Genomic DNA, 20,899 nt, shown 5'->3' with positions numbered 1-20,899 from the left:
ATGTTGTGCAGGTAATCGTCCTTTGATCCTCGGAACTCAAATTCCAAGTATCGAAACAATAATTGCTAAAACTGGACAAATCACTTGTACAACATTCAACCTTGACCACAACTTAAATTGTAAACGCTTTATAAAGCATATTCTTTGCAAATTTTGACATAAACATTGCAAAAACGTAGGTAGTATATCAGAAACAACTTTCATAACTGATCTTGTGGCGTTCCAATTTGACTCTAAATTAAGTACCTGAACAGCTCGCCCACGATACGATGAGCTAACTTTTCGTATCCCAGCGGACTGTAATGGGTGCCATCCGGCATATAACGTTCACTATTCGCCAAGAATGGTGAAATCCCACTTATATTAAACAAATCAATTACCGGAATACTATAGTGATGACAAATCTCAATCATCGCGGAGGCATAATCACCCTGGGTATGGCCGGCTTGATTTTTCTGAAACGAATTGGGATAAGGTTCCTTCGAATGGGCAAAGGAAGTCTTGGTAGGTGTCATAAAGACTAATGTCGCGTTTGGATACTGATCGTTTAATCCATTAATAATGGTATCAAGTGCCCCAAGGAACGTGTGCGGATCATTTTTATCGATACTTCCCAGCGGGACATTATTGACGAAATCATTAACGCCACCAAACACAACAATATAGTCGGCGTCTTTATCCATATCCAAATACCGTTCAACAAAACTATCCTCACGGTCCGAACAGACAGCAATCCGGGAACCTTTTTTGCCAAAGTTGTTAACCTTTTTGAACGGAATCAGTTCCTGTAAATGAGACGTCCAGGAAATACCGTTTCCGCCGCCTCCTGTGCTGTCATCGCCCCAAGTGGTTGAATCACTAAAACAATTAATCACTTTGTCACTAAAGTAATCATTATCAAACAACATGCAGTTTCCCCCTTTGACTTTTATCTGGTTAGTCAAAACAGCAGTATCGATTCCATCATATTTCATCCACTATCTTGACAAATAGCCAAATCTCCTGCCAGCAAACAGCGCATTCCGTTTACTTAGCTTCAATATTTCTGTACAATTGGAATTGTAAACGCTTAATAAAGCACATTCTTTGCGTAGTTTGACATAAACATTGCAAAAAGGCAGGTGCGCTAAATGATTATTGATTTACCATTGGACGGAACGCTTCCAACAGATATTGTTTGTTCCCATAATCGAAGCCGTCATCACGACAGTCCCTTTCATCAACATACAAACCATATTGAACTCATTTTATTCATCTCAGGTGATGTAACTTTCTACACCCCTCATAAAGCATTCCCCATCAAGCCCGGCTACCTGATCGCAATTCCAAATGGTGTCTGGCATCGGGTGGTTACAAAAAGTTCGGCCCCATACGAAAGAATTTTCTTAAACATCAAAGTCGACTTAATCAACCAACTTTCCACCCCAAAGACCGATTTATTTGACTGTTTTAAAACCCAGGATAATAAAGATGTTAATATTTTGAATCTTAATCAAGATTTCATTGACGACTATATTGCATTTTGCGACCAGCTCATCCCAACCCTTGATAAAACTGAATATGGCAGTGACGTCAGAGCCCGAATTCTACTTTCACAAATTTTACTCATTGCCAACGAAGTTCATCCCGTAAAAGATCAGCCTAAAAATATCATGCCGCCGTTCTTGGAAAAAGTCACTTCCTTCATTGATGACAACTTAGCCGGTGATCTAAGCTTGTCGGCATTTGCGGACGAATTCTTCATGAACCCCAATTACCTGGATCGATCCTTCAAGAAGTACACCGGATTGTCGATTCATCGGTATGTCATCGAGAAGCGGATCGAACTCGCAAAGCAGCTTTTGCGCGAAGGTCACACTGTCACAATGGTTTGCGAAGCTTCCGGATTTGGAATTTATAGTAATTTTATTCGGACGTTTAATACCCTTGTTGGCCTTTCACCTGGTAAATATAAGAAGAAATATCAAAAATAGTTTCAGTTGGGATCATTTAAAAACAACGAGCACTTAACAAATAAAGTCCCACTTGAGTAACGAGGCAACCTTTACGCCAGGTTATTCAAGTGGGACTTTTTGTTTTCTAAACGCTTCTTCGCTTAAAAACGATATAGCTCAATACCAGCGAAATGATCGTATACCCAAGGCATGCGCCGACCATTTCCGGAGTTGATAATAATGTGACCTTGTCGGCATTTGGTTCGGTCAACTGCAATGGCAAATTCAAGATGTTTAACGGATTCCATTTCAGCCATTCCCACCGATTCATGATCTTAATCATCATTCCTTCTATAATGTACAAGCCAAAATACCCCACAATTCCGATGGAAATTGCAGTAGCTGTGCTTCGGAAGACATTTGCCAGTAACAAAACCAAGCTCAGAATCATCCAAAGGACCAGGAACGATCCGATGATGATCAAAATATTCGCATGGATAATGGTCAGCTGGTTATTGTATTGATCGCTTAACTTAAACGTATCGTTGAATAACACAGCTTTGATCACTAACGACCATGCCAAGGAAACAGAAAAGAAATAAACCGAATAAAGGAACATGGTGATCCATTTGCTGATTAAAATTTGGCCGCGATAATATTTACGATACAGTAATTCCTTAATAGTCCCGTATTGAAATTCCATGGCAATAATGGAACTGCAGGCCGCAATCATAAACAATGGAATCCAATAAATCCCTGCAAATAATTGGACAAACTGGATTTCCGGTTTGCCCCAGGAACCTGGGTAATATTTACTTAAAAATCCAAGGGCGGTCATCAATAGTAATAAAGTAGCCGAGGAGATGTAAGTGCTGCTTTTATGAAGTAATTTGAAGCACTCTTGTTTAACTAAAGTTATCATTTTATTTCGACCCCTTTACTTGATCATCCTTAAGCAGATTAAGCAGGATGGTCTCCAAGTCATTGTGAACATGCTGAACATCTTCAATATTGATGCCGTTGCCTGTCAGTAAATTAATCATGTCAGCCATCTGGTTTTGCCCATTTTCGATAACCGAAACGCCACCACTTTTATCAAGCTGATATCCATGTTGAGCTAAAATATGACTTGCCTTTACGTCATCCGAAGTTTTGAAAGCCAACAGCTTTTTACTGCCACTTTCAAGGGTGACCATACTTTGGGTATAAACAATTTGTCCTTGATCAATCACAACGATATCGTCAATTAACTTCTCCAGTTCACTTAAAATATGGCTGGATATCAGAAATGTGGTTCCACTTCTTGCATAACTGAGAATGAGATTGCGCAAATCTTTATTGGATTGAGGATCTAATCCGTTCATGGGTTCATCTAAAATGACAAGTCTGGGATTGTTGACGAGTGCCAAAGCAATGCCCAGCTTTTGTTTCATCCCTAAAGAGTAAGTCTTAGCCTTGCGATTAATATAAGCATCCATCCGCAGTTTGCGGACAATGTCCATTACCTGAGTGTCTGAGGTTGTCTTTTTTGAAAACAGGTGTAGGTGTTGATAACCGGTTAAAAATGGGTATATTCCTGGATATTCAATTAAAGCACCCACCTCATCCATTGATTGATGACTGGTCGGTGAAACCACTTCACCATCAACCATTATTTTTCCTTCAGGATAGTTAAATAAGCCAAGAATTGCCTTCATGATAGTGGATTTACCAGCACCATTAGGACCCACCAAGCCAATAATGTGTCCCGCCTGAACCCCGAATGAAACATCTTTCAAAACCTGCTTGTGACCGAAGCTTTTACTAAGGTGTTCGATATCTAAAATTGAGGTTGTCATATGATCCTCCCGCTGAACTAATCAGCTTTTAAACCAAGCCATTGTTAATCATAGAAAGACAAATTACCGGCAAACAAATGAACAGACTACCAAAACGACTCATTTATCATGGTCATCGGCCTTGGGTTGACTAGCAACATCTGAATATGCCCGTGCTCGATCAAGAAAAGTATCACTTTTTACAAGTGCAATTCCGGGTAGTTCGCCGGTCGTGTCGCCCAAAACAACAAGACTGGTTCCTTTATTAAAGCCAAACACGTCCCGAGCTTTTTTGGGAATGACAATCTGTCCCCGTTCACCAACGGTTACAGTTCCATATAGGGACTTCCCCTTTGGTGGAATTCCCACTTTGTTGGATTCAATGCTGTAATGAATTAAATTATCTAAAGTGATGCCATAAAGATTAGCTAACAAATCGGCATGGGAAATGTCGGGAGCTGACTCACCACTCTCCCATTTAGCAATTGCCTGCCGTGAAACGTGGACTTTTTCAGCAACCTGTTCCAATGTATAGCCGTGATGATTACGTTGATCACGTAAGTTCTGGGCAATATTCGAATTTTCTGTCATGCTGATTTATCCTCCTTATCATTTAATTCATACCTTATGTTACCAGCCTATATGCGCCAAACAACCAACTCCGCCTGACTGATTATGTTACGATTGGTTGCCAAAAGTTGGTGATCATTAGTTGGACGCGAATGATGTTAACCGCTGCGCGCAAAAAAAGCCAACGATGGGCAAACTTACGCCCATCATTGGCTTCCTTCTCTTATAAACCGAACCATGTATTCCTGCTATCTAGCAGAAATGCGTTCCAACGGCCGGCGGGAACGCCTGCCTAGCCTACTGGCGACGACCATGGACCCAGCTTTACTGTTACTTAGCTGAAACGTGCGCTTGCAACCCAACCCCGGTGTATAAGAAAAGAAGACCAACGATGAACAAGTTCATCATTGGTCTTCTTCCCTTATACACCAAATCGCGTATTCCTGCTATCTAGCAGAAATGCGTTCCGACGACCCTGGGCCTTACACGTAAATAAAAAGTGTGTATCAATGGACAAAGCACGTCCATTGATACACACTTTTCACTTACGCACCAGGCCCAAGGCGGGTCTCGTCACGCTCTTTACTTTTTCATATCCATTGCATGGCCACCGAATCCGTGACGCAATGCTGATACAACTTTACCTGTAAATGTATCTTGTTCCATTGAACGGTTACGTGCGAACAATGAATCAGTGATAACTGGAACTGGAATGCCTTGTTTGAGGGCTTCTTGAACAGTCCACTTACCTTCACCTGATGAGAACATCTTGCCTGAAATTTGATCCAAGTTAGCATCGTTAGCAAATGCTTCTTGAGCCAATTCCATGAGCCAGCCACGGATAACTGATCCGTTTACCCAAACTTTGGCAACAGCTTCGTTGTCGTAGTCATATGGGCTGTGGTCCAAAACATCGTAACCTTCACCGATGGCTTCCATCATACCGTATTCAATACCGTTATGAACCATCTTCAAGTAGTGACCTGAACCTGGCTTACCAGTGTAAAGGTAACCATCTTTTTGTGAAATTCCTTCGAATAATGGTTTGATGTGTTCAAATGCTTCGGCACTAGTACCACCAATCATGAAGTTACCACCATTGAGAGCACCGTTCTTACCACCTGAAGTACCACAATCGAAGAAGTTAATATCTTTTTCTTCAGCAATCTTACCATGACGAATTGAGTCTTGATAGAATGAGTTACCACCATCGATCAGGTAGTCACCCTTTGAAAGAAGGCCAACCAGTTCAGTAACAGTTGAGTCAGTTGGCTTGCCTGCTGGAACCATAATCCATACAGTGCGTGGTGCGTCCAACTTGCTTACAAGATCAGCATTGCTTGAAGCGGGAGTTGCACCTGCTTCTTGAGCTAATTTAATGTTTGCTTCGTCCAAATCAAATGCAACAACTTCGTTACCGTTACGGATCATGTTCTTAACAAGATTAAGACCCATTTTTCCGAGACCAATCATACCAATTTGCATAAGTAATGTACCTCTTTCGTCTTATATATTAGTTAGTTTCTTGTCTACGAGAACATTATATATTTTGAAAAGAATTTTCGCAAGGGTTATTGATAATTATTTTCAAAAAAGTTCATCTTTTATGAAAATAATTTAAAATGAGTTCCAGTAACGCTGATATGACGGCATTATTAATAACAAAAGGGTTAACAAAATCTTTCCGCTCTATTTAACGAGGAGTGTAAATGTTTTACACTTTCCGCCTATAATACCGCCAAATGGCTGTACAGCATAGGCTAACCAGCCCCAGAAGGGTTACGCCAACCCCTGCCAACAAGCCTCTAATATGATAGTTAAAGGCAATGTGGTGGCTGCCTTTCGACAATGGAATGCCAACCAACCCGCCGGCAACTCGCTTGACGGCTTGTTGCTGGCCATCTACTTTAACCTGCCAGCCTTGATCAAACGGAATCGTAATCACCAGAGTTCTTGCTTTGTTGCCAACGTTAACGGTTCCTTTAAAGTGCCCACCATGCTCATTCAATCGACTTGGATTCTGCAGCTTGAACAGATGCTTATTTTGATCCTTCACAACTTGTTTGAGATTCCGCATATTTATTCCGCCAATGTCTCGCGGAATTTTGGGCAACTCTTTATTGGAATGAATCGTGACGGTGGAAATCTGGCCTTTTTGCATATAACCCAACGGAACCATTTCCGTCCCCAACCCACTATATAGGTTGGAAAGTTTTTGACCATTGACATAAATTGAAACGCCAATCAGCCGAACTCTTGGAACATAGAGGTATTGTGGCCCCGTCGTATTTGCATAGAACTGGGCTTTATACCCAAAGTAATCTCGGGTGACATAATGGGCATTGCTGACAATCGTCGGCTTAACAATATATTGTTTATGATTACCGGCGACTTTTTGAACAAACCGATTGAGATTGTCGAATACCAGCTCTCTTCTTAATTTTAAATGCTGGATTTGATTATCAGCCGTAAACCCAAGCCCGGCAGTCTGCTTCCTAACCGTTAGCTTGTTGGTATCATTTCCGATAAAGTAATAGTCCTTTAGGCCAAAGAAGTAATTTGTAATGGCGGTTCCACCAAACGAGTCAATCCGCCGAATATTTCTGGAAGAAAATCCCAGGTCGCCCAATACATGATGGGTATGAGTATTCAGAGTCGAACTGTAAGAGCTGATGCCATAGTTTCGGTATAAGAATGAATCATTGTATCCGTTATATGGAACTTTGAACAGGTTTCGAAACGGCTTATTAACAATCACAAATCGATAGAAGCCGCGGTCGGATTGATTTTGTTTTTCAATGGTATCAACCTTTTTGATAGATTGGGCATAGGTGTGCTCGAAGGCTTTCTGGTTACCAAACGGCGCCCCGTCAGTCGCAATCATAAAGTTCAGGCCAAGTTCAGCGGCAAGAATGAATCCTAAAAAGATTTGACTGGAACGGCGCTGTTTGCCAACGCCAATCAAGGCAATCGTCGTCACAATCATAAAGCCGACTACAAACACAAGAACAATGTTCGATACCGAAAGTTGTGGAATATCAAATCTGAATTCCATCATCTTTTGACCGTCAATATTGGCAAACACATAGCCAATCAAAATAGCAACGGTAATTCCCGCTGCACAACGAATCAACAGCTTTTCTTCGGCAAACATCCCCTGAAGATAACCTTCATAGGTAATCATAATAATCGCAAAGCTGAACAAAAAGACCATTCTAAATGGGAACCCGGCCGGCTGCTGCATCATATGCCAAATCGTATTCAACGGTAACAGCCACATGCCGACAAAAATTCCGCCAACCAATATTCCGGCAGCCTGCTTATCCCGTTTAGTAATCATCTTGGAAAGAAAATACACAACGATTCCAACTATAAATAACGACCCGGTAAAGAAACTGGGATTATGGACCAGGCGGCCGGCAAAATCGTTCCCACCAACGCCAAAGTTAACCGGAAAGCTTAATCCAAATGTTCCTTTAAATAAGAAATTGACAACCGATAAATCTTTCTTTCCAGTTGCCATCATGGCAATTGCGGTAGGAATCAGCACAACGGCAGTGGTCAATCCCGACAATAACGAATACCAAATAAACCAGCCAATTTTACGCCAGTTGGCTTTCAAATTCTCAAAGAACGGCAATCTGTAAGGCTGGTTTTTCTTTAACAAAAACGCCATGTACAACACATTAAAGACACAGATAATGTAGCCCATGTAGAAGTTCGTCAAAATAATCGCAACCAGGCTGATAACATAAATCGTCGGCTTGCCATAATAGTAGAGTTTTTCCAGGCCATAGATCATCACCGGCAGCCAAATCAAAGCGTCAAGCCACATCAAATCATAGAAATACATCGACACAAATCCACACAGACCGTATGCAAAGCCACCATAAATGGCCATCAGATCATACATTTGATACTTTTTACCCAAAAAGACACTCATGGAGACTGAGCACAAAATCAGCTTCAGCCAAATGATCAGGTCAATAGCTATGGGTAACTGGGCATTTCCAAAGAATAAAATAATGATATTCAGTGGGCTCAGCAAATAATAAGCATAAATTGGGACAAGGCTGTCCCCAATTGACATTAGAAAGGAATAACTCGAAAAAGAGAAATGAGCCATCTGTCGCTTTAATTCAGCAAAGAACTGCAAATACTGCGTGGAAAGGTCGCTGACCAACAGATTATGGGAGCCAAATGGTGCAATCCCAATCAGCACAAATAAAGCACTGACCAATAACAACGGGATCAGTACTGCAAGGATATAGAAATGACGTTTCGTATGACTACCACGTTGTGACAGCATGTTCATCCACCTCAAATTAGATTTCACATTATAGAAGTTCACAAAGCTTCTAACACCCATCATTATAACTTCCCATTCATTTGGAACATTATATAGAAGAACTTTTTTACCAACTATTAAGGAACTTCGATGTTTTGTTACATTCCACCCCCTTAACTTGTAATAAAGCAGGCATTTAAGGTCAATTTGACCCCATATCCAAGGAAAATAGAAAATATATCGAAAAAATTTCGAATATTTGGATAATTAAATTACTGTGTAAAGCCCTGTCACCATAGGGATCACACAGATATGAAGAAAGTATGAAATCTTTCTTAACATTTATGAAACAATCCTGATACTGGTTGGTAGCATTCATTTCATATAATTGTTCTTGTAAGTTTTTAAAGGAGGACTATTACTAATATGAAATTTCGAAAAATAGCCGGCCTATTAATGGGTGCTGTGGCAGCATTCACATTTGCGATTAACGCATCCGCTGCCAAAACAAAGATTGCTGATGTTTCGCAGTACCAAGGAAACATCAACTGGAGTAAAGCTTCCAAACAATTAAAATTTGCAATTATCCGGGTCCAACATGGTGACACTGGGGACGCAGATTTCAGAATTGATACTCATAAAAATATTAACGCTAACGGCGCATATAAATATAACGTTCCATTCGGCCAATACGGTTACGCAGAGTTCAGCAGCGTGGCTGATGCCAAAAAGGAAGCAAGAGACTTTTATAAACGTGCAAGTTCCAAAGCTCGTTTCTACGTTTTGGATAACGAACACCGAAAGGGTCATGGCTCAGAACAATCTTACGTTAATGCCTGGCTTGCTCAAATGAGAAAGTTAACCAATAAGCCTTTGGTTTACTACTCATACCAGAATTACGTCAATGTTCACAAAATCAACTATTCCAAGTTTGACGGTTCATGGATTGCCAATTATTCCGCTAAGCCAAACGTTACAACAGATCTTTGGCAATATACTTCACACGGTTCATTAAGCGGAATCAGTGGAAGAGTTGATTTAAGTAAAGCGGTAAAGGGTTCGGTTGTTAACTCATGGTTAAAGACATCTTCCAAAGATGCCGCAAAGCCAACCTACTTCACGTCACTTCCTAGTGATAAAAAGATTTCAACTTCAAAAAATGTTTATCAATATAAAGATGTTAATTTCAAAAGTCGGGTTTCAAAGATTACTGCAGGCAAGAAGCTTTCAGTTAAATCAATCACCCGTTCCAATGGTGGAGCTTATCGGTTCCAACTTTCAAACGGAAATTACATCACCGCTAATAAAGCATACGTAACTGACTAATTTAACGAAACTACGCAAAGTAAAGGGGAACTAATCTTGTCACACAGTATTATCAAATCAATCTTAAAACCAGTTTTATTGCTCGCAGCATTATTTGCATTCGCTGTTACTTCATATACTTCAGCAAACAACGCAGACGCCAGCTCATCAAACAAATCATATTCAAAAGTTTTGAAAGTTGCTAAAAAGCATCTTGGTGCAAGTTACGTTTACGGCGCTGTTGGACCTACACATTTTGATTGCTCAGGTTTCACTAAATATGTTTACAAAAAGTCAATCAAGAAGTCAATTCCAAGAACTGCTCAAGCACAATACAACGGAACAAAGAAAGTTTCAAAGAGCAACATCAAAAAGGGTGACTTGGTATACTTCGGTGGAAGCAAACACAGTATTTCACACGTTGGTATGTATATCGGTAATGGTCGCATGATCGATTCACAAAACCGCGGTGTGGTTACTGAAAAAGTTTACTCACCATGGTGGCACGTGGTTGGATTCTCACGCCCAACTACTTTAAGTTACGACTAATCAAACTAAATAAAAAACGTAAAGCACCAGTCACAAGCCTCAAGGGTTTGTGACTGGTGCTTTTTTGGCTCTACAATATCTGTTGTTGGTAATAGATTTTTATCTATTACTGATGACAGATTTTTTGTTTTTCATTAGAATAAAAAAGCGGACATTTCCTGTCCGTTCATCAAAACCAACAACCACGAAGATTTTAGAGAAAGAAGGAAATGCCCTATGTCAAATGATACTACGAAAATGTTGTTAGGAATAGATGATAAACACTTAAAAATTGAGAATGGCAAAATAGGTGATGATGGGGTGATCCGATTAAACGGGTCGCTGAACTATTCCCCCAAGGCTTGCCGCAACTGTGGGGTTATTAATGATCACCAGATCATTGGCTATGGTTGGCGAAGGACCACCATTAGATTCGCTAAAACATTGGGCAGCACGGTTATCCTATGCCTCAATCGGCGAAACTTTCACTGTAAGGCTTGTCATACCAACTTCCTGGCGCAGACGAGTGCAGTGCCGAAGCACTGCACGATTTCAAATACAACCCGGAAACAATGTTTAGAGAAGTTAACGGAACCAGTGAGCCTCAAACACATTGCCAATGAATTGTCCACTTCGGATTCATTCGTTGGTCGGCAGCTCTTACGGGCTGAACGGGACTTTAAAACCAACTGGCACTACTTACCCAAAGTTCTCCTCATGGACGAAGTTAAAAGCACTAAGAGTGCCACCGACGCGATGAGCTTTGAATTTATGGACGCCGAAACCCACGAATTAATTGACCTATTGCCCTTTAGAACCATCTATCAGCTTCAAAAGTATTTCCAGCATTATGACCAAGCCGCACGAGAAAATGTGAAAATTATCGTCACCGATATGAACTATACCTATCCCAAATTGGTTGGGCAGATCTTCCCGAACGCCATCGTTGTTATTGATCCTTTTCACTTAGTTAACGCTTTAAACCGGGCTTTTAACAAGACGCGAGTGCGTCTCATGAAAACCCTGGCCACTTCCTCGCGCCAGTATCACGCCTTGAAACGCTATTGGAAACTATTATTAACGCCGGCCAATCACCTTAACTACGAGGCTTTCCGCAAGTGGACAAACTTCCCTTATCCGGCAACTGCCACGGATGTGGTTGATGCTTTACTGGACATTGATCCCGAGCTCAAGCAAACTTACGACGTGATGAATTGGTTACGTGAAACCATCAAAAACCGCGACTGGCCCAACTATAATCAAGCCTTTCACCACCTGCAGGGGTGCTCGGAAGAGATGTTGGCAGCCCTCCAAACCTTGGCGGCTCATCATGATGAAATTGGCAACACTTTCACCCACCACTACACCAACGGGCCCTTAGAAGGTTCAAACAACAAGATTAAAGTCATTAAGCGCACTGGATTTGGTTACCGAAACTTCTTCAGATTCCGGCTAAGAGTGCTGTTCGCTTTTCGAGTTCATACAAAAAGAGCCCTAATCACCAAGTGATTAGAACTCCAATATTTTGTTCACCAATAACAGTTGACGAAGAACCGCTTTTTTGTAGAATTGATGTAGGTGATACTTGTTCGCGTTGTTTAAGCTATGTGGACTGATCGTTTGCCGAAACGTGTTTCGACGACCCAGACGCTAACTTCTAAGTGCACTTTGATTAAAGCCCCAGAACCATGGGCTTCAATCAAAGCACCCTTAGAAACCGCGTCTCCCGGGTCTCGTCACACTCTTATCTCTAAAACGAGAACTTATCTACCACTTCAAACGTTACATTCTCATTGGCCTTCAATAGTTTGGCAACTGGGCAAGTGTCCAATGCTTCATCGACCATCTTTTGTGCCTGATCGTCATCCAACTCATGAAAGAGAATTTGGCAGCGAACGACAAACTTGTATCCGGTTGTATCCTTTAAATTATCCACTGCTGTGTGAATAACTGTATCCGGCTTCAAGTTGTGTTTACGTTCAACCAATCCAATAGTTGCGTTAAAGCAAGTGCTCAAGGCAAAGCCAATGAATTGTTCCGGGTTGGTTCCTGGACTACTAATTAATGAGCTGCTTACACCCAAAGCCAAGCCCTCGTTTCCTCGAACGTAGCTTTCACCAACTAATCCGTGTTCATTAACAACTTCAGTATGATAAAGTGATCCGTCAACAGCCATATATAATTCCTCCTATTTAACAAACCAATAACTTCATCCAACGCCTTAATAATATGTGATTTAATGGGTGAAGTCCATCAAACAGCACTTGCAATTGTTACCGCTTACTTTCAAAATAACATCCCCATTCGATTCGATTTTTTGATACACTGGAACGTGGCGCAAAAAATCGAATGAAAGAAGGTCAAATAAATGCCCAAAAATGAAATGAATTTAAAATGGCTGATCATTGGTGCGATGTTCAGTGCGGTTGGAATGAGCTTTGTCTGGCCGCTAACAAGTGTCTATCTTCATGATCGGCTGGGAGTTTCTCTAACCCTGATCGGTGTCGTTTTACTGTTTAACTCGTTGGCCAGCGTGCTGGGAAGCTATCTCGGCGGGTATTTATATGACCGGAAGAACCCCTATCACTTATTGGTTGGGGGCGTATCGTCAACCATCCTCACATTGATCCTGCTGGTTTTCTTCCACGGATGGCCGACTTTTGGGATTATCCTATTCTTTAACGGGATTTGCAGCGGTTGGAATCTGGCCGTTGTCAATTCGATTGGAACAAGTATCACTTCTCAAGACAGCCGCTACGTTTTTAACATGCTGTACTTTGCCCAGAACCTAGGGATCGTCATCGGAACCTCTTTGGTCGGCTTCATCTATAGCATTAGTGTCACCTTAATGTTTGTGGTTGCAACCAGCTTGTTTATGATCTTCTTGATCATTGTCTTTTTCAAGTTCAAACCTGCAGCAAACAAATCCAGAAAGAAAGTTTCGGATACCGAGAAGACCAGTTGGAGTCCCAAAAGCCTGCCAAGGGCCAACGCCATTATGCTGTTCACCTTTTTCATGGCATTATTCATTATCTGGATTATGTACCAGCAATGGGTTTCCAACCTGTCAGTGTACATGACTGGGATTGGCATCCCGCTGCGAAACTACAGTTTCCTGTGGACCATTAACGGTGGTGTCATCGTTGTGAGCCAAATTATCATTAACTGGATTTCCCGCTATCACGAAAATATGATCTTAGAAGTCTTCTTTGGCGTCTTCCTGATGTCATTATCTTTTGTCGTTTTAATCTTTGCGAAGACTTATCCGTTCTTTGTTCTCGCAATGATGACTCTGACCATTGGTGAGGCTACCGCCCTGCCAACAATTCCAGCATTGGTTAATACATTGACGCCCGTCGAAGCCAAGGGGCGCTATCAAGGCCTGATCCAATCATGGGCCTCAGCAGGACGTGCCTTAGGACCTCTGTTTGGTGGTTTGGTCATTGAAATGTCCTCATACACAATTCTGTTCATAATCGCAACTGGAGCTGTTTTACTGGTCCTCATGGGCATTATCGTGTTGTGGAACACGCTGCATGGAAAACTGGTTATGTACCGTTAAAATGATCATCAAAAAGGCCTTCACACATTAGTGTGAGGGCCTTTTAATTTTAAATGATTTAATTTATTTACCAAGTTGACTGTGCTTCAAGCCATAGCCAAAGTATAGTACCAATCCAAATGCAAACCAGATACCAGATGCAATCCAGGTTTCAGCCTGAAGTTGTGACAGCATCAGCATGCACAACAGGCCGGAAATGATTGGCAAAACCGGGTACCAAGGAACTTGATAACCGTGATGATTTTGAATTTCTTTGTTTCGACGCAACGGAATAATCCCAAATGACACAAACAGGAATGCGATCAAAGTTCCAATGTTAACCAAGTTGGTTAACTGTTCCAATGGGACAAAGCCACCCATGAAAGCAATCACGATGGTAATCGTAATCATACTGTTTTTGGGACTGCCCTTTTTATCAAGCCGGCCCAAGAATTTTGGCAGCAGACCATCACGACCAATTGAATAAATCAACCTTGATGAACTGTAAATCATGGTAACCATCATCGTGAACATTCCGGCTAAAGCTCCCAGGGAGATAATTCCGGCAACCCAGTTCAAATGAACGAATTGTAATGCAAAGGCAACTGGGTCGGAAACGTTTAATTTGGTATAAGAAACCATTCCTGTCAGCACAATTGAAACCCCAACATAGAGGATTGTCGCAACAATCAAAGTTCCGATAATTCCGATTGGCATATTTCTCTTTGGGTTTTTAACTTCGGCAGCGGAACTGGAAACTGCATCAAATCCCAAGTAGGCAAAGAAGACGGCAGCTGCACCACCAAGAACACCACCATGAGAACTGTGCCAGCCAAACGGTAGGAATGGATGCCAGTTGGAAGGCTTGATGTAGAAGAGTCCGACAATGATAAATAAGAGGATAATGGCAATTTTAACAACCACGATAATGTTGTTTAGTCGAACGGATGAACGCATTCCCTGATTCAACATCCAAGAAATTAAGACCACAATAATAATTGCGATCAGATTTCCATACGTCCCCTGACTAGGCATAAACGGACCGGAGATCGCCTTTGGAAAGCCGATGTGGAATCCTGCCAGGAACGACTGGAAGTAGGCGCCCAACGCACTTGAAACCGCAGCGACGGCTAACACGTACTCAAGGATTAAGGCCCAGCCAAGAATCCAGCCGATAATTTCACCGAAGACCAAGTTTCCATATGAATACGCACTTCCGGCAACGGGTAATGCAGAAGCAAATTCGGCATAACACATTGCCGAAGTCGAACACACAATTGCGGCAACAATAAACGAAATGATGATACCAGGGCCGGCTTTGGTTGCAGCGACGGTCCCAGGGAGAATAAAAATACCAGTACCGATAACGGCACCAATACCGAGGGCAATTAAATCAAAAGCTGACATTGTTTTGATGAACTTCTTATCAGTTTCCAGATAACGGTCTAATTGCTCGCGGCGAAAAATTCTTGCTAATAATGACATATACGAGCCTCCACAAGTAAAATGAATGATTGATTAAAATACTTATTCTATTTTAACTTTCAAGACTGCATAAAGTCAATTTCAATCCGTTGATGTAACCGGTTTATTGAAAAATAGTTGTATATTTAGTCAAAGTCGCAAAAGAACCATTCATCCCCAAAGTATTGTATCCTTGTATAGAAGAAACTTTGAAGGGGTGAAGAATTTGAAAAAGAATCGGTTGGAGGCATTTACTGACGCCATTGTTCCTATCATCATGACCGTTTTGGTCTTGGAACTTAAACATCCCGAAGAATTAAGCTGGCACGGCCTTTGGGGGATTCATGAAGAATTAATGTCATACGCCATTTCATTTTTCCTGTTGGCAATTGTTTGGGGTAATCATCACCACATGTTTTTACTGGTTAAAACAATCGACGGCTTTGTCATTTGGTCCAACACGCTACTGCTATTTTTCCTATCATTTGTCCCATTTGCAACCGGCATTGTCGATTCGGATCCACACAGCCTATTTGGTTCGCAGCTTTATACCCTCTTGTTTATCGGCATCAATCTTTCGTGGAACCTTCTGCGGATCAGCTTGGTGCGGGCAAACAAATCGGTTAAAGCCGTTGTGGAATCACTGCACCGGGATCCCAAAAGTATTTATACGTTGGTAGCGTTCATTGCCGTCTTCTTCATATCATTTTACTGGCATGAATTTGGCATGATTGGCACATTCATCGTCATGCTGTTATGGGTAATGCCCTACCGAAAAATTGAGCATGCCGCAAAGAGAATTTAAGTTAAATAAAAATGTGTCCGGTCAAATGACCGGACACATTTTTTAGATTTTAAACGTTTTGTTTAGGGTCCGTCTGAAAACTACTTAAGTAAGATGCAAATTGAGGCAATGTAAACCGTAGCCAGATAAACATGAGCGAGCTTATCATAACGCGTTGCAATCCTACGAAAGTTCTTCAACTGATTGAAGAAGTTCTCAATCAAATGGCGCTCACAATAAACGTGGTAATCACAGGTCCACTTGTCTTTGGTATTTTCCTTTGGCGGAATGGTATAGACGCCTGCTTTATCTTCAATATACTGGCGAAGTTTCGCGGTGCCATAGGCTTTATCCGCGATAATATTTGATTGAGAAATATCGAAGCCTTCCAGCAACTCACTGGCAACTTGGCTATCATGTACTTGACCACCTGTTAGGCGAAAACCCAAGGGATTCCCTAATCCGTCAACGAGTGCGTGAATCTTGGTCGTTCGGCCACCTCGACTTAGTCCAATAGCTTGATTTTCGACCATACATTCGGCGTTTTTTTTGCCCCAGTGGCCTTTTGATGCGCTCGAACGATCGTTGAATCTAAGCTCAAGTTTTCCATGTCGGGATCGTCAATCAATTCGAGAAAAACCTGTTCGAACAAGCCTGAACTTACCCAGGCTCGGAAGCGACTATACACCGTTTTCCAAGAGCCATAGCGTTCAGGTAGATCACGCCAAGGAGCCCCGCTGCGCATGAGCCAGAGGATAGCGTTGAGGGCGGTACGGTTGTCTAGGCTTGATGGACGGCCAGTCCGGTATGGCGGGAAGTATCCTTTGATTCGGTCCCACTGAGCATCTTCCAGTTCGTATCGTTTAGGTGTTGTCATCGGAATGCCTCGATTCGTTTTTCCTCAGATTATACCTGAATTTTTAGTTTTCAGACAGTCCCTAGTAAGATCCTTCAGTTCAATATTACTATCCATAATACCGCTCTCACTGCTCAAAATAATCTGGTTGTTCTTGTAATCCAGCTTCATATCCTGATCAAGGTAAATCTTACTGTAGCCTTTGAAATACCAATCACCAAAATTTGAATCCAAGCTGGTATCATAATCAGGTGTTTGAGCGTCCTTGTCGACCGCGATGATATCATAACTGGTATCAAGTGAACAAACTCCAACTTTGGAGAATGGACCAACACCGTCGTCAAAGCTTAAAAGAAGCCGGCTGTTAACGGGGAAGTTTTTCTTGAGCTGTTTAACAGCTGCGTCTGTTATTGTTAGTTTCATATTCTCACCTCTTCTTGTCATATTAAACCTTTGACCAAAGATGTCAATTAAATTGTGTGCAATCTTTTATCTTCATTTTTAATAATGCCCATTTACAAGTATAATATGAACGAGGTGATCAAATGACAAAGTCCATGAAAGCCATCGTCATTAATGACTACGGTGATCGAAACGAATTAACTGAAACAGAAATGCCCATTCCTAAAATTAATGAAAATCAACTGCTTGTAAAAGTTGTCAGTATTGGTGTCAACCCAATTGACTGGAAAACCCGGAAAGGTTTGCGAAAAGAACGCTATCCGTTCAAATTCCCAATCATTTTAGGTCAAGAAATGGCCGGGGTGGTCTCACAAGTTGGTAACAATGTCGCCGGATTTAAAGTTGGTGACGCGGTTATCGGTTATGGAACCCCAAGTAATCGGGGAACCTATGCGGAATTTTACGCAATTGACGCCAGTCAGGTAGCCCACAAACCAATCACGGTCTCGTTTCAAGAAGCTGCGGGGCTTGGCTTAGCGGGAACAACCGCATGGGAGGCCCTATTTGACGCCGGTCACTTAAAGGTTGGCCAAACCGTTCTTATATTAGCTGGATCCGGTGGCGTTGGCTCAATGGCAATTCAACTTGCCAAACACATTGGTGCCCACGTCATCACAACAACCAGCGCAACGAATGACCCATATGTCAGAAAACTGGGTGCAGATAAAGTCATCGACTATAAAACCCAGGAGTTTGCCAAAGTCTCTCCCGAGGTTGATCTGGTCTTTGATACCCTGGGTGGTCAAAATCAACTGGATGCCTTTAAAGTTGTGAAGCCGGGTGGTCGCATTATCTCGATTGTCGAAACAACCGACCAAGCTGAGGGACTGAGCAAGAAATACAATGTCTTCTTTAAGAAGATCAATGCTCATCCAAACAGAGACGTGATCACAACTTTGAGCAATCAATTGGGCGCAGGTAAATTAAAGGTCCAAGTGGCCACTCAATTGAAATTCAACGCCGAAAATGTCCAGGAATTGCATAAGTTAAGTGAAACTGGTCATATTGTCGGTAAACTCATCTTAAATATCTAGTAATTCTCTAAATCACATCATAAAAAAAGAAGGTCAACTGAATTAATTCAGTTGACCTTCTTTATTACGGCACCTACTAAAAGTAGATGGACTTCTTGGATTCCACAATCCGCTAAAGTCAAACACCAGCAAATCTGTGCCTTAAATTGTGTCCCGCTCGAATTCACATTAATCGCTTGCGCGACAGCATAAATGCTGTGTGATTTCTCGACTCATCGCATAGCAGTATTATGCCATAGATTGACGTAAACATCAAGAGTTCTTTTATTAAGCTACTTGTCTTCCGGCTGTTTCTCGAGATTTTCTTTCACCATATCCAAATGCTCTGAAACCCAATTGTTCATTTTGTCCAGGTATTTGGATACATTGCCGATGTAGTCATCCGCACTGGCAACCTCATCAATTCGTAATCCAGATTTATTAACCCAGGGTGACACAATGACGATGTAGACGTTGACGGGTAGAGTTCCCTGATCCTGCATCATTTTGCTAATAATATTGGCATCTTTAAATGGTAAGTTGATTAAGTTGGTTTCCAATCTCAAAGCAACCTCTTCATCGGAAGCCTTGACCTCACCGTATGCCAATTTACCTAAATTCAATTGTTCTTCCACATAGTCATAGACTGGCTGCATAACTTTTGCGGGATCGGCTTCAATCTCACTCAATTTTTTGCTGAAGGACTTGCCTTCAATCTTTTCATTGACTACATCGTCAACAAAGCTCGCTGCATCTTTTTCCAAATTATTTCACCTATCTTCTTAATCCTTTTTGTTTGTTAATTCGTCGTTGAAATGTATCATGCTGCAAGGCTGCCCGCAATCGAAACGCCAGGATATACCAGTAAACATTTACCAGAATCCCAAATGCCGCCACTGCAGAGACAAACAGCTTAACCAGAATTTCGGCATCACTGTTCAAAAACATGGTCGAAATCATCCCCACAAAGCCAACCGTATAAACGGCAATCACGACCGCCAGCAGGTAATAGCTGCTCTTGACCCTTAGAAGTGCCAATATCAACGTTGCCGCGTAAAATGCAATTGCAATCCAGGTGACTTGCATTGCTTCACCGACTTTAGCCGGCGCATCAAGCTGCATGATCTTTAAAGTCATCAGCCAAGTGACTGCCAGAAAAACCAGCAGTGACATGACCGCCCAGAAAATTGTCTGCTTTTCTGCTTTTCTTCTTTTTTCATTTAACGTTTTACCCTCCAGAATTCCAACAAAAAAAGATAAATTCGATAATGGAATTTATCTTTTTATTCACAGTTTCAGTTTAACGTATTTAGCCGTTTTAGAAAAGCATATCAAAGAAATCGTCACGAGAAATTCCGGTGAAGTAATTGTTCAGATCAACGTCTTTCAAAGCATCCTCGAAGTCTTTGCGTTCAAATCGGACACCCTTCAATTTATCGGCAACTTCATTGGAATCCTTAGGGCCAAAGTAGTCACCAAAGAATTTAACGTTGGAAACCTTACCGTCATCGACTTGGAGACGGGCATCGATCGTACCGTTGGTGAAGTGTTGACGCTTCTTAACGGTGAATTCTGGTGAATTACCATATACCCAATCCCAGTTATTATAGTAGTCGTCAAAAATCTTGTCGATTCCCTTTTGATCGTCATCTGTTAAGTGATATTCTTTATCTTTAATGAGTGAAAGATCATCAACGTGGAATAATTCTTTCAACAAACGGTCACGGAATTCTGGAGTGGTTAAATTTTGATACTTAGGTGCCAAGTATGGCTTCAAGTTGGTAACCCGTGAGCTGACAGACTTGATTCCCTTTGACTTAATCTTGTCTTCAGGAACATCCAAAGCCTTTGGAATAACGGATAAATCAACATCCAACATCAAAGTTCCGTGTGAGAAGGTCTTTCCGCCTTTGGAGTACATGGCGTTTCCTGAGAACTTCTTGCCATCAACCAAAATATCATTTCGGCCACTGACTTCTGCAGTTTTGGCACCCATATCATGAAGTGCGTCAACAATTGGTTGAACAAATGACTTAAAGTCACCAAACTCTTCACTGTCACTATCCACCACAAAGCTGAAGCATAAGTTGCCCAGGTCTTGGTAAACAGCGCCACCACCGGAGAGCCGACGGGTGACAACAATTCCGTGCTCATCAACATACTTTTTGTTGATCTCTTCAAGGGTGTTTTGATTACCGCCAACAATGATACATGGTCCTTCAATATAGAATAACAACAGTGGTTCATCAAATTTAATTTCATTCATCAAATACTGTTCGGTAGCCAGATTACGTCTGATATCATTGGATTTCATGACATAATAATACATATATAAAA

20 protein-coding genes are annotated in these 20,899 nt (G+C 41.6%); 7 read left to right on the top strand and 13 right to left on the bottom strand.

What is annotated here, in order from left to right:
* Nucleotides 1-233: 233 nt before the first annotated feature.
* The gene (locus tag DNL43_RS06670; protein WP_054768867.1) at nt 234-908 is read right to left on the bottom strand and encodes an SGNH/GDSL hydrolase family protein; all 675 of its coding nucleotides are present in this window, start codon (nt 906-908) and stop codon (nt 234-236) included.
* A 222-nt stretch (nt 909-1,130) separates the two neighbouring features.
* On the opposite strand from DNL43_RS06670, the gene DNL43_RS06665 reads away from it, so the two are divergent.
* Entirely contained in the window at nt 1,131-1,973 is an 843-nt protein-coding gene (locus DNL43_RS06665) for an AraC family transcriptional regulator (RefSeq protein ID WP_056980973.1), read from the top strand.
* 106 nt (nt 1,974-2,079) lie between these two features.
* On the opposite strand, the gene DNL43_RS06660 is transcribed toward DNL43_RS06665, so the two are convergent.
* The 5 genes from DNL43_RS06660 to DNL43_RS06640 form a co-directional block, all read right to left on the bottom strand.
* Nucleotides 2,080-2,856, bottom strand: a complete 777-nt coding sequence (locus DNL43_RS06660) for an ABC transporter permease subunit (RefSeq protein WP_054768862.1) — start codon at nt 2,854-2,856, stop codon at nt 2,080-2,082.
* Between the two features lies 1 nt (nt 2,857).
* Complete coding sequence (locus tag DNL43_RS06655) at nt 2,858-3,772, bottom strand: ABC transporter ATP-binding protein (protein ID WP_054768863.1); 915 nt, start codon at nt 3,770-3,772, stop codon at nt 2,858-2,860.
* Nucleotides 3,773-3,871: 99 nt separating this feature from the next.
* Nucleotides 3,872-4,342, bottom strand: coding sequence for a helix-turn-helix domain-containing protein (locus DNL43_RS06650; RefSeq protein WP_054768864.1), 471 nt, complete (start codon nt 4,340-4,342; stop codon nt 3,872-3,874).
* Between the two features lie 561 nt (nt 4,343-4,903).
* Nucleotides 4,904-5,806, bottom strand: a complete 903-nt coding sequence (gene gnd / locus DNL43_RS06645; RefSeq protein ID WP_056980976.1) for a phosphogluconate dehydrogenase (NAD(+)-dependent, decarboxylating) — start codon at nt 5,804-5,806, stop codon at nt 4,904-4,906.
* Nucleotides 5,807-6,035: 229 nt separating this feature from the next.
* Complete coding sequence (locus DNL43_RS06640; RefSeq protein WP_056980978.1) at nt 6,036-8,630, bottom strand: YfhO family protein; 2,595 nt, start codon at nt 8,628-8,630, stop codon at nt 6,036-6,038.
* 405 nt (nt 8,631-9,035) lie between these two features.
* Between DNL43_RS06640 and DNL43_RS06635 the strand changes: the two genes are divergently transcribed.
* The 3 genes from DNL43_RS06635 (at nt 9,036) to DNL43_RS06625 (ending at nt 11,951) form a co-directional block, all read left to right on the top strand.
* Nucleotides 9,036-9,935: a DUF5776 domain-containing protein gene (locus DNL43_RS06635; RefSeq protein WP_056980980.1), complete on the top strand. Its 900-nt coding sequence runs from the start codon at nt 9,036-9,038 to the stop codon at nt 9,933-9,935.
* A 36-nt stretch (nt 9,936-9,971) separates the two neighbouring features.
* Complete coding sequence (locus DNL43_RS06630) at nt 9,972-10,463, top strand: C40 family peptidase (RefSeq protein WP_056980982.1); 492 nt, start codon at nt 9,972-9,974, stop codon at nt 10,461-10,463.
* A gap of 216 nt (nt 10,464-10,679) precedes the next feature.
* Nucleotides 10,680-11,951, top strand: coding sequence for an ISL3 family transposase (locus tag DNL43_RS06625; protein ID WP_054769919.1), 1,272 nt, complete (start codon nt 10,680-10,682; stop codon nt 11,949-11,951).
* 241 nt (nt 11,952-12,192) lie between these two features.
* Here DNL43_RS06625 and DNL43_RS06620 read toward each other — a convergent pair whose 3' ends face one another.
* Nucleotides 12,193-12,618: an OsmC family protein gene (locus DNL43_RS06620; protein WP_054769141.1), complete on the bottom strand. Its 426-nt coding sequence runs from the start codon at nt 12,616-12,618 to the stop codon at nt 12,193-12,195.
* Between the two features lie 192 nt (nt 12,619-12,810).
* Between DNL43_RS06620 and DNL43_RS06615 the strand changes: the two genes are divergently transcribed.
* Entirely contained in the window at nt 12,811-14,004 is a 1,194-nt protein-coding gene (locus tag DNL43_RS06615) for an MDR family MFS transporter (protein ID WP_056981320.1), read from the top strand.
* A gap of 63 nt (nt 14,005-14,067) precedes the next feature.
* Here DNL43_RS06615 and DNL43_RS06610 read toward each other — a convergent pair whose 3' ends face one another.
* Entirely contained in the window at nt 14,068-15,468 is a 1,401-nt protein-coding gene (locus DNL43_RS06610; protein ID WP_056981318.1) for an APC family permease, read from the bottom strand.
* 205 nt (nt 15,469-15,673) lie between these two features.
* Here DNL43_RS06610 and DNL43_RS06605 point away from each other — a divergent pair, with 205 nt between their 5' ends.
* The gene (locus tag DNL43_RS06605) at nt 15,674-16,252 is read left to right on the top strand and encodes a TMEM175 family protein (RefSeq protein WP_054769142.1); all 579 of its coding nucleotides are present in this window, start codon (nt 15,674-15,676) and stop codon (nt 16,250-16,252) included.
* 80 nt (nt 16,253-16,332) lie between these two features.
* Here DNL43_RS06605 and DNL43_RS06600 read toward each other — a convergent pair.
* Both DNL43_RS06600 and DNL43_RS06595 read right to left on the bottom strand, forming a co-directional pair.
* Nucleotides 16,333-17,108, bottom strand: a protein-coding gene (locus tag DNL43_RS06600) for an IS5-like element ISLpl3 family transposase (protein WP_086989537.1) whose coding sequence is annotated in 2 segments (ribosomal slippage) — nt 16,333-16,784 and nt 16,784-17,108 — 777 coding nt in all. Because the reading frame shifts where the segments join, the coding sequence is not laid out codon by codon here.
* A 24-nt stretch (nt 17,109-17,132) separates the two neighbouring features.
* Nucleotides 17,133-17,510 carry an iron-sulfur cluster biosynthesis family protein gene (locus DNL43_RS06595; protein WP_109249165.1) on the bottom strand — a complete coding sequence of 126 codons (378 nt, stop codon included), beginning with the start codon at nt 17,508-17,510 and terminating at the stop codon, nt 17,133-17,135.
* Nucleotides 17,511-17,632: 122 nt separating this feature from the next.
* Between DNL43_RS06595 and DNL43_RS06590 the strand changes: the two genes are divergently transcribed.
* Nucleotides 17,633-18,583, top strand: coding sequence for an NADP-dependent oxidoreductase (locus DNL43_RS06590; protein WP_054769144.1), 951 nt, complete (start codon nt 17,633-17,635; stop codon nt 18,581-18,583).
* 272 nt (nt 18,584-18,855) lie between these two features.
* Here the strand turns inward: DNL43_RS06590 and DNL43_RS06585 are convergent, their stop codons facing one another.
* From DNL43_RS06585 to DNL43_RS06575, 3 genes are all read right to left on the bottom strand, one after another.
* Entirely contained in the window at nt 18,856-19,326 is a 471-nt protein-coding gene (locus tag DNL43_RS06585; RefSeq protein ID WP_054769145.1) for a hypothetical protein, read from the bottom strand.
* 10 nt (nt 19,327-19,336) lie between these two features.
* Complete coding sequence (locus tag DNL43_RS06580) at nt 19,337-19,735, bottom strand: hypothetical protein (protein WP_054769172.1); 399 nt, start codon at nt 19,733-19,735, stop codon at nt 19,337-19,339.
* Between the two features lie 145 nt (nt 19,736-19,880).
* Entirely contained in the window at nt 19,881-20,891 is a 1,011-nt protein-coding gene (locus DNL43_RS06575) for a lipoate--protein ligase (protein WP_056981314.1), read from the bottom strand.
* Nucleotides 20,892-20,899: the final 8 nt, after the last annotated feature.

Source organism: Lentilactobacillus kefiri (assembly GCF_009739535.1).
Classification (GTDB): domain Bacteria; phylum Bacillota; class Bacilli; order Lactobacillales; family Lactobacillaceae; genus Lentilactobacillus; species Lentilactobacillus kefiri.
Note: the sequence above shows the minus strand (reverse complement) of the source record. Positions and strands in the feature narration are given on the sequence as shown.

Excerpts from the sequence above, each read along its gene's own strand:
- DNL43_RS06670 (WP_054768867.1), bottom strand. The coding sequence starts at position 908 with ATGTTGTTTGATAATGATTACTTTAGTGACAAAGTGATTAATTGTTTT.
- DNL43_RS06665 (WP_056980973.1), top strand. The coding sequence starts at position 1,131 with ATGATTATTGATTTACCATTGGACGGAACGCTTCCAACAGATATTGTT.
- DNL43_RS06660 (WP_054768862.1), bottom strand. The coding sequence starts at position 2,856 with ATGATAACTTTAGTTAAACAAGAGTGCTTCAAATTACTTCATAAAAGC.
- DNL43_RS06655 (WP_054768863.1), bottom strand. The coding sequence starts at position 3,772 with ATGACAACCTCAATTTTAGATATCGAACACCTTAGTAAAAGCTTCGGT.
- DNL43_RS06650 (WP_054768864.1), bottom strand. The coding sequence starts at position 4,342 with ATGACAGAAAATTCGAATATTGCCCAGAACTTACGTGATCAACGTAAT.
- gnd (WP_056980976.1), bottom strand. The coding sequence starts at position 5,806 with ATGCAAATTGGTATGATTGGTCTCGGAAAAATGGGTCTTAATCTTGTT.
- DNL43_RS06640 (WP_056980978.1), bottom strand. The coding sequence starts at position 8,630 with ATGCTGTCACAACGTGGTAGTCATACGAAACGTCATTTCTATATCCTT.
- DNL43_RS06635 (WP_056980980.1), top strand. The coding sequence starts at position 9,036 with ATGAAATTTCGAAAAATAGCCGGCCTATTAATGGGTGCTGTGGCAGCA.
- DNL43_RS06625 (WP_054769919.1), top strand. The coding sequence starts at position 10,680 with ATGTCAAATGATACTACGAAAATGTTGTTAGGAATAGATGATAAACAC.
- DNL43_RS06620 (WP_054769141.1), bottom strand. The coding sequence starts at position 12,618 with ATGGCTGTTGACGGATCACTTTATCATACTGAAGTTGTTAATGAACAC.
- DNL43_RS06615 (WP_056981320.1), top strand. The coding sequence starts at position 12,811 with ATGCCCAAAAATGAAATGAATTTAAAATGGCTGATCATTGGTGCGATG.
- DNL43_RS06610 (WP_056981318.1), bottom strand. The coding sequence starts at position 15,468 with ATGTCATTATTAGCAAGAATTTTTCGCCGCGAGCAATTAGACCGTTAT.
- DNL43_RS06595 (WP_109249165.1), bottom strand. The coding sequence starts at position 17,510 with ATGAAACTAACAATAACAGACGCAGCTGTTAAACAGCTCAAGAAAAAC.
- DNL43_RS06590 (WP_054769144.1), top strand. The coding sequence starts at position 17,633 with ATGACAAAGTCCATGAAAGCCATCGTCATTAATGACTACGGTGATCGA.
- DNL43_RS06580 (WP_054769172.1), bottom strand. The coding sequence starts at position 19,735 with ATGTCACTGCTGGTTTTTCTGGCAGTCACTTGGCTGATGACTTTAAAG.
- DNL43_RS06575 (WP_056981314.1), bottom strand. The coding sequence starts at position 20,891 with ATGTATTATTATGTCATGAAATCCAATGATATCAGACGTAATCTGGCT.